Here is a 13,698-nt window from a genome sequence, read left to right on the forward strand (position 1 = left end):
TTATCGTCAAGTGTCAGGGCTTTTCAGCTTTTCTTGAAAAAAATGACTGTGGCCCTGTAATGCCAGTTGCATAGGCTATAGTTTGCATATGCATACCATTTTGGTGGGGGGGTTGCGGTCTTGCACTTGAGAGCCGCCAAAAACTCGTCTGCTGGGTTAAAAGGTCATATATGATAGGGATTCTGTCTGTTAAGAAAAATAAGCAAACGCGCTGGTTTGCGGGCGCATTCAGCGTATGTTTGTTGTTGATGATAGTGTTGGCTTTGATTTTCTTTGAGCGCAAGCTGCAAGGTGAAGTGCAATTTGAAGTAGAAAACCAACTCAGGCAGAGTGCAGCACATATCGCTGAGCAATTCGAACGCCGTTATCGGGCAGATTTAAGCTATTTGCACTTTCTAAAAGATACGCCACCTTTTCCGGGTATTGCCCGCGCACTGAAAAATAATGGCGTTGATCCACAGGATAATCAGCCCATTGAGCTGTGGAAATCTCGCATTGCCACAATTTTTAGGTCTTTGATTTATAACAATGCTGAGCTATTGCAGCTGCGTATTATCATGCCGGACGGTCGGGAGTTTGTCCGGGTTGATCGGCGCCGGGGCAAAGTAGAACAGATCCCCGAAGCAAAATTGCAGGATAAATCCCATAAAGATTATGTTCAGGAAACCCTGGACTTGTCTGAAGAAATGCACTTTGCATCGCGTATTTCGCTGAATTTTGAAAATAACAAAGTGCAACGGCCATTTATCCCAGTCCTGCGTATTGCCATGCCTCTGTTTGATGCCGACAATGACCTGTTTGGCTTATTGGTGCTCAATTCCAGTGCAAAGCAGTTGATCGAATTATTGGACAGTGACACGGGTGAGTATTACTTGACTGACCATCAGGGGCATTATATCTACGGCCCTGACACGGTGTTTCATTATACCCGGGATCTTGCCAGACCACGTATGTTTGACGATGACTTCAAACTACACAGTACAGCCAAGGGGCGTGTTGATGGGGTATATAAGCACGGCACAGATACCCTTCAGGTCGTCATACAGCAAGAGCTCAATAGTGGTTATCAGGGCCCCGGTCATGAGATGTTTATCACGGCAATTGCGCTTCCGCAACAGGCCTCAGCATTGCTAAATGAACGACGTTTGTCGAGTTATATGCTGCTAGCCGTGGTGACTTTAGTGCTGCTGTTATTCATGGGGGGGATAGTTGTTTTCTATCGTAATCGTGAGCGCTATCAGGAAGATAAAGCCGTCTATGAATCGATTATTGATGGGGCGGACGAGCCTATTATCAGCTTTGATACACAGCTTAACGTACAGACATATAATAGTGCGTCTTTATTGATATTTCCCAGCCTCGCGGCCAGTGAGCGACAGCACAATATTACCGACCTGATTGAACTGCCCATGGACCGTTTGCAGGGCGCTGTGTGCTACTTTAAGAGCGAGGGAGCACCCAAAGATACTGACTGGTATGAGCGTTACACCGTACAGGATGAAGTTCGGCATGTGAATTTCAAAGTTTCGCCGGTGCGGGGTCCCGATAACCAGCTGGTTGGGGTTACTTTGTTCGGTCGTGATACAACAAAAGAAAAACTCAGTGAACAGCAGGTAAAAAGTGCGAATGAAAGTTTGGAGCGGCAGGTCAAGGAGCGCACCGGGGAGTTGGAGGCCGAAAAGGCCAAAGCGGTTAAAGCATCTGCGGTTAAGAGCGCCTTTATCTCTACCATCAGCCATGAAATGCGCACCCCGCTCAACGGTATTCTGGGTACACTCAACCTGATCCGTCGTGAGCCGCTGACCAAGAATCAATTATCGTATCTGGAAATGACAGAAACCAGCTCTTCTACGCTGGCTTCTCTAATCAACGACATTCTTGATTTGTCTAAAATTGAAGCCGGTAAACTGGAACTTGAGCAAGAGCCGCTTAACCCTATATCAGTGGTGGAGCATGTTGTGACATCCATTTCTTTGAAAGCGTACGAAAAGCAGCTCACTTTGGTGGTCGATGTTGCAGATATTGATTTTATTGAACTGGTGGGAGATGCTGGCCGGATCAAACAGGTCATCTTTAACCTGGTGAGCAATGCGATAAAATTTACCAGCAAGGGATGTGTTTGTGTGCGAGCAGAGACGACAGAAGATGCAGGTAAAATATATTTGACGGTAGCCGTAGAAGATACCGGGGTGGGGATTGATAAAAATAACCACCATAAGATTTTCTCTGCTTTTACCCAGGAAGACAGCGGTATCAGTGCAGAGTTTGGTGGTACGGGACTTGGTTTGTCAATTTGTAAAAACCTCTGTGAATTGATGGGGGGGCAAATTGGCTTTGAGTCGCAAAAGAACATTGGCAGCAAGTTTTCATTTACCTTACCGTTTGCTTTGGATACGGCAAAGGCTAAGCCTCATAACAACCTGTTGGACGGACATCGGTTTGAGCTGCATGTGGATGATGGGCGGGAACGTAGTTTCCTTTCACATGTCATTACCAAGTACGGGGGTACTTTGGTGGAGCGTAACGGTGAGTATCTGGTTGTGGATCATAATCATCCGCATATTGAAAACCTGACTGATACTACGGCATATGCTCGCACTATCGTGCTGTACAGTGAATTTTCCCAACAAAATATCGCTAGGGGATGTTTGGCGAAACTGGTTAAACCTATTCGTTTGGGTCATTTTCTGTCTGTATTTGATCAGAATGCGATTGAAAAAATGCTTAAAAACCAGCACCAGGTGCATGTCCCCAACATACAGCATCATGCGCACAATGACCTCAGCGGTGCAACAGTGATGATTGTTGATGATAATCAAATTAACCGAGAAGTTGCCCGGGGGATCCTGCATGGTATCGATGCGGATGTGGTGACATATCAATCTGGCCATGAAGCCTTAAGTGCCTTGCTTAACTTTGAAAAAATCCATCAGCCGGTATTTGCCGTTTTGATGGATTGTAATATGCCAACAATGGATGGGTATCAGGCAACGCGTTTGATCAGAGAAGGAAAAGGAGGTGAATCGTTTCGCCATATTCCGGTGATTGCGATGACGGCCAATGCCATGTCGGGAGAGCGGGAGCGATGTCTGGCTGCAGGGATGGACGATTACGTCACTAAACCAATACAGCCCAAGTTGCTGTTTGATGCGCTGACTAAGTTTAAGTCTTTTCAGCAACCCAAAAAGCAGCCTGTTGCACACGTGCCTGAGCATTCTCCTTCACAAATCACAACACAGGACAACGCCGGGGAAGAGGTGGGGCAGCCGCCAGTAGCTTCTGGCGAAGTGCTTGATATTGATGGCACCATTGCGCGGCTACAGGGAGATTCGGAGCTGTATCTGCAAATCTGTATGCTGTTCTACAATAAAGCACCACAAAAGTTGTTATCTCTGAAAGAGCAGTGTAATAAGCAAGACCATGCTCAGGTTAAACAGATAAGCCATGCATTACGGGGGCAAAGTGGCGACATAGGTGCGCAACGCCTGACTCAGTTGCTGGCGAAACTCGAAGAAGGCGCCAGCCACCAAGACGGCGCTGAATATAGCGCGCTAATCGAAACTATTGAAGCGCAGTATCTGGTGCTTGAACAGGTGTTTCAGGAGGCGGTATTTAATACGTCATCTGTTGTCAGGCAAGGCAGTGAGAGCTAATGGTGAAGCAACGTGAATACAGCGACAGTCGTCCCCGTTATCGAATATTTATCAGGGCGGACTAAGGTGAATGATGTGACAAACCACCAGGACACACCGGCAAGGAAAAACAGACCGCTGTGGCAACTGATTTGGCCGTTATTGCTGGTTATGGGGCTGGGCGCCTTAGGCGGCTGGTATAGCCATCAGTCGCATCTGCAACGCATTGATAAACGAGTGAAAAGTGCTGTAATGTCTGATCTGACTCGGCTCACTCAGGCCGTGGAAGAGCGCATGGCTTTGTACCGTTACGGGTTAGCAGGCCTGCGAGGGGCCATTCAGAGCGTGGGCGTTGAGCACTTTAATTACCAGCGCATGCAGCGTTACGCCGGCAGCCGTTACCATGAGCAGGAGTTTCCCGGTGCCCGAGGGTTTGGTTTTATTCGCTTTGTGTCTTTTGACGACAGAGCGGCGTTTGTTCAGGACGCTCGCCAGCAACGCCCCGACAAGCAATTTAATATTAAGCAGCTGACTCCCCATGAGCAAAGTTTGTATGTGATCCAGTTTATTGAGCCGGAGTCGCGCAACAAGCAGGCAGTGGGTCTGGACATTGGCTCCGAAGCCATGCGCCGGGTTGCGGCAACCGATGCAGCCAGAAATGCCGAAGTGATGTTGACCGCACCGATTACCTTAGTGCAGGCCAATCAAAAAGTGCAACATGGTTTTTTAATTTTAATGCCGGTCTATGCACAAGGTACAGCGCCCGGTACCCCGGTAGAGCGTATGGCAGAACTTGCCGGCTGGAGTTACAGCCCGATCCTCATTGATGAGGTGCTGGGCTCTCTTAAAGGCATAAAGCGTAATCTGGTTTTGAATGTCAGAGACGTCGATCGCCGCGCCAGCACTTTGTTTTTCAGCCGTGGCGAGACTCAGTCGCAGCTGAATGAATATCGAGTACACAGCGTGATCCAGTTGTATGGCCGAACCTGGCGCATAGAGCTCAGCCCGACGGTGAGTTACATCGACTCACAGGGGTTACCCAGCCCCTACCGGGCATTGCGCGAAGCGGTGATGATTACTTTGGCACTGATGCTGGTGGTATTTTGTGTGCAGCTGCTTATTTTGCGTGCCCATCAGTCTAAAGCGCACCAGCTCGATTTGTCCGAGACCCGGGAAAAAGCCTTGTCGGAGGCCAATGCGGTGCTGGAGCAAAAAGTGGTGTCCCGGACGGCTGAAATAGAGCGGGTAGGAGCACTGCAGCGTAGCATTTTAGAAAGTGCCACCTATTCGGTGATTGCAACCGATGTGCATGGGGTGATCACCGTGTTTAACCCTGCTGCAGAAAAACTGTTGGGTTATAAAGCCGAGGAAATGGTTGGCAAACTGACGCCTGCGGTATTTCATCTGGAACTGGAAGTAGCACAGCGCGCAGAAGAGTTAACCGGGGAGCTGGGCTATCTTGTAGAGCCGGGGTTTGAGGCCTTTGTGGCTAAGGCCCGCCATGGCAAAAATGATGTTAATAACTGGACCTATGTGAAAAAGAGCGGGCAATTAACACCGGTTCGCCTCAGTGTGTCACGGTTACAGGACAATCAAGGCCAGCTGGTGGGCTTTTTAGGAGTCGCATACGATTTGACCGAACAGCTGGAGCACGAACAGGCACTGGCAGAAGCCAAGCTGGTGGCGGAGCAGGCCACGCAGGCCAAATCAGAGTTTCTGGCCAATATGAGCCACGAAATACGCACGCCCATGAATGGCCTGTATGGCACCTTGCAGCTGCTAAGTGAAGAGTCACTGCCGGGCAGCGCCCGTGAGTATCTGGAGAAAGCCACTTATTCGGCAAAAGCCCTAATTACCATAATTAACGATATTCTGGATTTTTCGAAAATAGAGGCGGGCAAACTGTCGTTGGAGATCCGGCCGTTTAATCTGACCGAGCTAATCAGCCACATTCAGGCGGACCTGCAAGCGGTAGCCGCGCAAAAAGGGATCTACTTGTCGGTGACCGGCCACTTTGATCATGCCAGCTGGCAAGGGGATGCCGTCAGAGTACGGCAAATACTTTTAAACTTACTCTCCAATGCGATTAAATTTACCCAAAGAGGCGGGGTTGACCTTGAAATTGAACAAGTACAGGGCGAGCCGGGAGTGGTCTTTACCGTGCGCGATACTGGGGTGGGGATTGGCAAAGAGGCCCTTGAGCGGTTGTTTCAGCGCTTTGAGCAGGCCGACAAATCCACCACCCGCAGATTCGGCGGGACTGGTCTTGGGCTGTCTATCACCCAGTCTCTGGTCGAGCTGATGGCAGGCACCATTGAGGTGCAGAGTATGGAAAATGTCGGCAGCGTGTTTACCGTTTATCTACCGCTTGAACAATGCGACCAGGCTCAGCCTGAAATTCATGAACAGTGGTCACAAAGTCCTGACTTGAGTGGCGCACGCGTGTTGGTTGCTGAAGATAATGAAATTAACCAGCTGGTGATCCGCGCTCTGCTGGATAAGTGCAATGTTGAAGTTGCCATGGTGATTAATGGCAAGGAGGCAGTTAGTCAGGTAACACGCCAGCGCCCGGATTTTGTGTTGATGGACATTCAGATGCCGGTTATGGATGGTGTTGAGGCCTGCAAGCTGATAAAACAGCAGCATCCGACATTGCCAGTCATAGCCCTGACTGCTAATGTGTTAACCGAAGACAGGCAAAAGTATCAGCATGCAGGCTTTGATGGCTATATCGCCAAGCCCATAGAGCAAAAAGTGCTCTGGCAGGTGATTGCAGAGCATGCACCTAAGCGGCCCAGCATGCGCGGCCACTTAAAATCGATATAATTGACTTTGTCAGCGGTACCCTCGTTAATAAAATCAGGCGGTTAACCCTGCATTATTGCGGGTACACAGTGGTATAACCCAGGGTAAACGGGATGGAATTCGATGTTTGAAATTGTACACAGTATCGAGAGTTGTACGGTATTGGTGGTTGACGATGCAAAGGTGATCCGCAAGCTGGTAAGCGCCATATTAAAGCCTGTTTGCCGCACGGTGAGTTTCGAAAGTGCCGAAACCGCGTTAAAAGTGTGCCATAAAATTAAACCAGACTTGATCATCATGGATATTCATTTAGAGGGCATGTCCGGCCTTGAGGCGTGTCAGCAGCTTAAATCAGACCCTGAACTGGTTGATATTCCCCTGATTTTTATCACCTCAAATCAAGATCCTAAAACGCAGGAAAAGTGCTGGGATGCCGGGGCAGTGGATTTTATCGAAAAACCTTTAGTTGCCAGTACCTTGGTTAAACGGATCACCACTCACCTCAAATACAAAGTACAGGCCGATATTCTGACTAACCAGTCTTTTGTTGATGGTCTGACGGAACTCTATAACCGGCGCTTTTTTGACATCGAAATTGAGCGACTATTAAAAGACAGTTTGCGCCGTCGTGTGCCGCTGGCATTGCTGCTTATCGATATCGACTTCTTCAAAAAATTCAATGACAGCCTGGGCCACCTCGAAGGGGATCAGGCACTGAAAAGTGTGACCCGGAAGGTATCTTTGTGTGCACGTCGCCCGGTCGACTTAGTTTGCCGCTATGGCGGCGAGGAAATCGCGGTGTTGTTACCCGATACATCCGTGCACAGTGCTCAGCAGTTTGCCAGTGACATTGTAAAAAGTATTGCCGATTTGGCCATTGTCCACCCAATGTCTCCTTTTAAACATGTGACTGTGAGTGTGGGCTTATCCTGTACCGGCAGTAGCAAAGCCACAACGCCGGCGCAATTGATAGCACAAGCCGATGATGCGTTGTATCATGCCAAAGAAGCAGGGCGTAACCAGTATCAGGCTTGCGTCGCCCTCGTGTCGTAAGTTTTTTCTATACACGATTACCTGAAATATCTGGCGCTGAGCCGGATACAGAGTGTTCGCGCTGCCTCATCCAGTTTGCTGCCAAAGAGTTCGAAAAATGAGATGTTTCTGCGCCTGATATAGCTGATACATGCCAGCACAAGTGCCAACCAAATGAGTTGATTTTGCCAGGCGTTAAGTGCCCATTGCCCTTGCCAGGTCAAACCGGTGTTGCTAAACGGATACAAATACTCGATGGGCCACTGATAACCATCTGGACCTTTGGAGCCAATCAAGTCAGTGAACAAGTGCAAATGTATCGCAACAAAGGACATCAGCCAGACACGCGCTTGTCTGGTGCGAGCAAATAGTCCGGCGCAGGTCGCAATTGCCACGGCAAACACCAGATTATGGCCGAAGACATGATGCCATTGTTGATAGTATCGGGTGGTCCCTGTGAGCCAGTCTATCAGCAGCCCTGCGCCGTCCAGGTCAGGAGCCAGGCCCGCTAAGGTAATGAGTATGCGCTCACGTTTCGTTACTACAGTGCTGGCGCCGCACAGCCAGCTCATCATCAGGTGTGCACTGGGGGTCATAAGATCCTTTGATATGTTTGTCTGCTTTACAGCTAACCACTGTTTTTGCTCGCAAAGTGGCTTATAGCTGTGGGCCCTGATCATCCCACTTTGACTTACTGTTTGTCTATTTTTATCGGCCGGTTGTAGTGTGCTTGATTAACCAAGAGCACCACGACAGGCATGTGCCTCACAACGGGTCACTTCATCGCCCGATTTAGTATAAACTAGCCCTATATTGGATTTAACACAGCAGTAAAAATGATCACAGCGCTCCCCATTCAGGCCGTCTACAATGAACTTGTCTCGCAATTAACCACGCAACCTCGTGTGTTGTTACAGGCTCCGCCGGGGGCAGGTAAATCTACCTGGCTGCCGCTACAACTGATGCTGGATGGGTACTTTAAACGCATCATTATGCTGGAGCCTAGGCGTCTGGCGGCGCGCAATATTGCCAGCTTTTTGGCGGCGCAATTGGGTGAGCCTGTTGGTGAGCGGGTGGGGCTTAGGATCCGCCAGGAAGTGAAAATTTCCGCTCGCACTCAGCTGGATATTGTGACCGAAGGCACCTTAACGCGCCTGCTTCAGGCAGATCCTGAATTGCAGGGCGTTGATTTGCTCATTTTTGATGAATTTCACGAGCGCTCTTTGGCGGCCGATACTGCGCTGGCCTTTGCGCTGGAGTCGCAACAGGCATTGCGTGATGACCTGCATGTGCTGGTGATGTCGGCAACGCTTGATAGTGAGCGGTATCAAACGTTTTTATCCTGTCCGCTGGTGCGCTCAGACGGGCGCAGCTTTGCAATTGACGAAGTGTATGTGCCGCTCAAAGATGAAAGCCGTTGGCTGGAGCAAATCCCGCCAATGGTCCGTCAGGCATTGCACGAGCAGAGCGGTAGTATTCTGGTCTTTTTACCCGGGCAAAAAGAAATTCGCTATGTCGCAGATGCCCTGCAGGATACGCTCTCATCTTGCCCCGAGCTGATACTGGCAACGCTGTCTGGCGATCAGGACAAGCAAGCCCAGCAGGCGGCAATTGAGCCGGCACCTGCTGGCAAGCGCAAAGTGGTGTTGACCACTAACGTCGCCGAAACCTCATTAACGATAGAAGGGATCCGCATCGTTGTTGACAGCGGTAAACGGCGGGCTGCTCAGTATAATTTGCGCACCGGCGTGAGCGAGCTGGTGACCCAATCTATTTCGCGCAGCTCTGCGGTGCAACGAGCGGGGCGAGCAGGCCGTATCGAGGCTGGGGTGGTATATCGCCTTGGCAGCCAGGCGCTGTTCGAACGCCGTGATGCTCATGATCGTCCTGATATTTTGTGCAGCGACCTGAGTGGCTTAATGTTGGAGGCCAAAGTCTGGGGCAGCGAAGTACATGAACTGGCACTGCTGGATACGCCAAGCGAGGCGCAGTTGGCCAAGGCGCAAGCCTTGCTCCATAGTTTGGAGTTGATTGATGATCGTGACCGGGTTACAGCGTTGGGTAAGCAGGTTCAGGCATTGGGCGCGGATCCTAGGTACGGACATATGCTGTTAAAGTCCAAAGCACTTGAAGCTGAATATCCGGGCATTACCCGCCTTGGTTGCTATATGATAGCGCTGTTAGAGAGCCGACTATCCCCAAGCCCTGAACTAAGCATTGCCCTGCAACAGCAAGTAGCAAAACCACATGGTGCATTTCGTCAGCAGTTATCCTATTGGCTGCGTCGTGCCCAGCTTCAGCAAACTAAAGAAGACCTTGCGATTGAGCACTTGCCAATCGTCATTGCACTCGCGTTTCCGGACCGCCTTGCCAAACGACGTGGACAGGGCTGGGTGCTGGCCAATGGAGCCGGTGTGAACGCACACAAAGCATACTGGCTGGATGCCAGCTATCTGGCGATTGCCGAGTTAGGGGGGCACAAAGGCCAGCAAATCTTCAGCGCCACTGCCTTTGAGCCTAAGCAATTACAAGCGGCTTTACCCTATCTGTTCTCTGAGCGTGATGTGTGTGAGTTTGAGCAAAAGTCGGCACAGTTTATTCATGAGCAACGCACTTACCTCGGTCACTGGGTTTACATGGCTAAGCCCGCGCAGGGACCGGTAGACACAACACTGCGTACTCAGGCCTGGTTGACTCTGGTTCGACAGCACGGTCTGGCGATATTCAATGCCTATACTGACTGTGAGGATCTATTAACCCGGATGGCACTGGCGCAGCAGCTTTATCCACAGGAGTTTCAGGGCCTGGACGAAACCAGTTTGCTGACGCGCCTTGAAACCTGGCTTGCGCCTTATCTGGATGACATTCGGCAATTGCCGCAACTAAAAAAGCTCGATCTCCACACAGCCTTGCTAAGTAACTTGGAGTGGGCGCAACAGCAACGCCTTAAAGCGATACTGCCACCGCGTATTACCGTACCCAGTGGTTCCAGTATACGTGTGCAGTATCAGCTGGACGGGCCGGCGCGCTTGTCGGTGCGTATGCAAGAAGTATACGGCATGAGCCACAGCCCGGTCTTGTGTGAAGGGCGAATACCGGTGCTTATGGAGCTGCTTTCTCCTGCACAGCGGCCATTGCAGCTGACGCAGGATCTGGCGCACTTCTGGCAGTCCAGCTATCGTGAGGTGCAAAAAGAGATGAAAGGGCGCTACCCAAAACATTTCTGGCCTGACGACCCGGCCACGGCTCAGGCGACCAATCGGGTAAAGAGCAGAATGTGATATCAATCCCAAACATTTCTGGCCAGACGACCCGGCCACGGCTCAGGCGACCAACCGGGTAAAGAGCAGAATGTGATATCAATCCAGATGCAGCATAACGCAGCGAGTGTATACCGTTTTACTGATTGTATCTGCTGGCATAAATTCGCTATTTAGCTTTCTGCATTATTGCTATGCTCGCAATGTGCTGAGCCTGTGCTATTCTGGTTAGACCATCCAAGCTGTATGACTGGCGCATGTGAAGTTAAAACACCTGCTTATCGCAACCTTTATCTTAGTGACGGCGCTGCCTCTCTTCATTGGCCTGTACTCTCTTAACAGCTATACGGGCGTGCAGTATCGGGAGCAGGTTAAGTCTAACCTGAGCGCCATTTCTCAAATCGCGAAACTGCGGATCCTTGCCGGGATTGAGCGGGCAAACGACAATGTGGCGCAAATAGCCAGCAGAACCCAGTTGCGCCGCTCGCTGGTGCTTTGGCATGACACGCGTGATGCACAATACCGGGCGCAAATTACCCGGATCATCAATGATGCAGCCTTAGACAGGTCTTATCTGAGAAGTATCGGGGTGTTTGACCACCAGGGTCAGTTTGTGACAGCAACGCATGGGTTTGAAAAGCTTAGCAGCCTGGCGTCTGCACAATTTGAAGATCGTCCGATCCGTCTTGAGCAGCATAATGGGGTTGTACAGTTGAGTCGGGTTGCGCCCTTGCTGCTGGACGGGCGGTTAGCAGGTTACGTTAAGGTTGACTTCTCAACTCAGTTTTTGAATCAGCTGGTCCGGGACCGTACCGGTCTGGGCCAAACCGGAGAATGGCTGATAGCCACGCAGGACGACAATGGCGATGCGCTGTTTGCTACCCCTTTGAAATACGACCCTAAAGCGGCATTCACGCGCACAGTGGCCTTTACACAAGGCACTGTGCCCATCATACAGGCCCTGTCTGGTAATGAGCTGGTACTTGAGCACTCTCCGGATTATCGCGGTGTCCCCGTGCTGGCGTCAACTCGCTATATCGAACAGCTGGGTTGGGGGCTGGTGGCCAAGATGGATGAAAGCGAAGTGAATGCTATGGTGTATGCCAATCGCACGGTCATTTATGCTGCGGAACTTGGCATTGTTCTGCTGGCCGTGATTGTCGGTGTTGGCTTGTCGATTTACATTTCTCAACCTATTGAAAACCTCAAGACTTATATTGAGAAAGTCACCCATGAAGGAGAACTGATTGATCCCCCAAGGGTGACGCGTGGCTGGCAGGAGGTTCGCGAACTGACCGCACATTTTAGTTATATGATGCATACACTCAGGACGCTGAATGAAAACTTGCAGGACAAAATTGATGAGCGCACCGCAGAGCTGACACAGGCGAATGCCTTGCTGGAGAAAACGGCAAACCAGGATCCGCTAACAAGCCTGTTTAATCGACGCTTTTTCACCCTGCGTTTTGAGCAGGAGCTGGACCGCTCAACCCGGTACGGGGGTTTGTTCGCTTTGGTTCTGCTCGATATTGATTACTTTAAAAAGATCAATGACCAGTGGGGCCATGATATGGGTGATGAGGTGCTCAAAGAGGTAGCGCGGTTTTTACTGGCATCCAGCCGCAGTTCGGATTTGGTAGCGCGTATCGGTGGTGAGGAATTTTGTATTTTGATCCCCGAATGTGAGCAGGATAAAGTGCTGGTTTATCTGGAGCGTTTGCGCTGCGACTTGACTGAGTTAAGTTTTACTGCAAAAGATACATTATTCACAATTTCGGCAAGTTTTGGCGTGGCTTTTTATCAGCCAGGTATGAAAAGTGGAAAAGTGCTTTTAAAACAGGCGGATGAGGCGCTTTATGAGGCAAAGCATGCGGGTCGAAACCGGGTGTGTATGTATCAGGGACAATTGCCTAACTAGCTGATAACTCGCGTTTGTTGATTGAGTAATTAATGTTAGTTTGTTTTTTGAACAGCCCTAACTGTTTGTTATTTGGGCATTTGATTGCAATTGGTCGCAATATATTTTATAACAACGCCTTTCATATTAATATTTTCATGGTAACTTAAGACTGGATGTATCTGTCAAACAATCTGGTCATAGCTAATTTAGTTGCGCTTTTGTTAAATTAAGGTTGAGTGTTTGGCTTTGCTTGTTTAACATGACTATAGCAAGTGGCTGGGCTGTACTATCCAATGAAACATAAGGAAAAAACCATGAAAGCTACTACAAAACAACTTGGTCGCCGTTTAAGTGTGAAATCGAAGAAACTCAAACAACTAAACGGTTTTAATCTGCCGCATGAGAAACTTGCTGAGGTTTTCGGCGGTGGCAGCACCGGCGATGGAGATCAACCAAAGCAGATGCGTATCTTGAGCGCTGATCACTGCTAGTTCGGAGACTTAAAAAGGACTAAACATGAGTGAGTTTTATCTAGTAACCGGGTGGGCTCTGCGCTTATTACAACTGATGGTTGTGGTGTATTTGCTATACTATTTTAAGCAGCACAGGTTCAGCTTGTTTTTTGGTGGCAGTGCCTCGCTGAAAACGCCCGAAGACCATAAACTGCATTCATGTTTTTTAACGGCAGTTGCTTGCCTGACCTTTTATATAATAAGTAGCCAGTTAGCTGGCTTTATCTTGTTATCTGAAATGGAAAGGCTCGCAAAAATTAAAATATATTATTTTACCTTAGTGTGTACCGGTACTGCCTTCGCGGTTACCTTATATTTGCTACATGTAATCAGGGGATGCCAGTTTTTCTCGGCTGCACGATACTCTATCTACCTGGTTCTCTTTCTCGTATTACTTAATGCAGCTCAGCTGATGTTGCGAGGTTACTTAAATAGTGACTTGCTTTTCAAGGTATATGGCCCAGCCACTATTATAACAAACTTGCTAGAGTGGCTGATTGTTGCTAAGTATCCATTTTATAAATTTATGGAATCCCGTATCCGGCAGGAGGCGTAAT

Annotated in this window: 8 protein-coding genes; 7 read left to right on the forward strand and 1 reads right to left on the reverse strand. The window is 49.5% G+C overall.

Features of this window, described 5'->3' with window-relative positions:
• The first annotated feature begins 170 nt into the window (after positions 1 to 170).
• From L1285_RS17575 to L1285_RS17585, 3 genes are all read left to right on the forward strand, one after another.
• A complete protein-coding gene (locus L1285_RS17575) occupies positions 171 to 3,653 on the forward strand; it encodes an ATP-binding protein (protein WP_235413471.1) in 3,483 nt (1,160 codons plus the stop codon).
• 12 nt (positions 3,654 to 3,665) lie between these two features.
• A complete protein-coding gene (locus L1285_RS17580; RefSeq protein WP_235413473.1) occupies positions 3,666 to 6,458 on the forward strand; it encodes a CHASE domain-containing protein in 2,793 nt (930 codons plus the stop codon).
• 102 nt (positions 6,459 to 6,560) lie between these two features.
• Positions 6,561 to 7,490 carry a diguanylate cyclase gene (locus L1285_RS17585; protein WP_235413475.1) on the forward strand — a complete coding sequence of 310 codons (930 nt, stop codon included), beginning with the start codon at positions 6,561 to 6,563 and terminating at the stop codon, positions 7,488 to 7,490.
• Between the two features lie 17 nt (positions 7,491 to 7,507).
• Here L1285_RS17585 and L1285_RS17590 read toward each other — a convergent pair whose 3' ends face one another.
• Entirely contained in the window at positions 7,508 to 8,065 is a 558-nt protein-coding gene (locus L1285_RS17590) for a metal-dependent hydrolase (protein ID WP_235413477.1), read from the reverse strand.
• A gap of 240 nt (positions 8,066 to 8,305) precedes the next feature.
• Here L1285_RS17590 and hrpB point away from each other — a divergent pair, with 240 nt between their 5' ends.
• From hrpB to L1285_RS17610, 4 genes are all read left to right on the forward strand, one after another.
• Entirely contained in the window at positions 8,306 to 10,750 is a 2,445-nt protein-coding gene (gene hrpB / locus L1285_RS17595) for an ATP-dependent helicase HrpB (RefSeq protein ID WP_235413479.1), read from the forward strand.
• Between the two features lie 238 nt (positions 10,751 to 10,988).
• The gene (locus L1285_RS23905; RefSeq protein ID WP_235413480.1) at positions 10,989 to 12,647 is read left to right on the forward strand and encodes a sensor domain-containing diguanylate cyclase; all 1,659 of its coding nucleotides are present in this window, start codon (positions 10,989 to 10,991) and stop codon (positions 12,645 to 12,647) included.
• A gap of 296 nt (positions 12,648 to 12,943) precedes the next feature.
• Positions 12,944 to 13,120, forward strand: a complete 177-nt coding sequence (locus L1285_RS17605) for a hypothetical protein (RefSeq protein WP_235413481.1) — start codon at positions 12,944 to 12,946, stop codon at positions 13,118 to 13,120.
• A 25-nt stretch (positions 13,121 to 13,145) separates the two neighbouring features.
• A complete protein-coding gene (locus L1285_RS17610) occupies positions 13,146 to 13,697 on the forward strand; it encodes a hypothetical protein (protein WP_235413482.1) in 552 nt (183 codons plus the stop codon).
• Position 13,698: the final 1 nt, after the last annotated feature.

Source organism: Pseudoalteromonas sp. DL2-H2.2 (assembly GCF_021532535.1).
GTDB classification, from domain to species: domain Bacteria; phylum Pseudomonadota; class Gammaproteobacteria; order Enterobacterales; family Alteromonadaceae; genus Pseudoalteromonas; species Pseudoalteromonas rubra_A.

What these genes read in the sequence shown, in the direction of transcription:
- L1285_RS17575 (WP_235413471.1), top strand. Translation starts at nt 171, where the DNA reads ATGATAGGGATTCTGTCTGTTAAGAAAAATAAGCAAACGCGCTGGTTT.
- L1285_RS17585 (WP_235413475.1), top strand. Translation starts at nt 6,561, where the DNA reads ATGTTTGAAATTGTACACAGTATCGAGAGTTGTACGGTATTGGTGGTT.
- L1285_RS17590 (WP_235413477.1), bottom strand. Translation starts at nt 8,065, where the DNA reads ATGACCCCCAGTGCACACCTGATGATGAGCTGGCTGTGCGGCGCCAGC.
- hrpB (WP_235413479.1), top strand. Translation starts at nt 8,306, where the DNA reads ATGATCACAGCGCTCCCCATTCAGGCCGTCTACAATGAACTTGTCTCG.
- L1285_RS17605 (WP_235413481.1), top strand. Translation starts at nt 12,944, where the DNA reads ATGAAAGCTACTACAAAACAACTTGGTCGCCGTTTAAGTGTGAAATCG.
- L1285_RS17610 (WP_235413482.1), top strand. Translation starts at nt 13,146, where the DNA reads ATGAGTGAGTTTTATCTAGTAACCGGGTGGGCTCTGCGCTTATTACAA.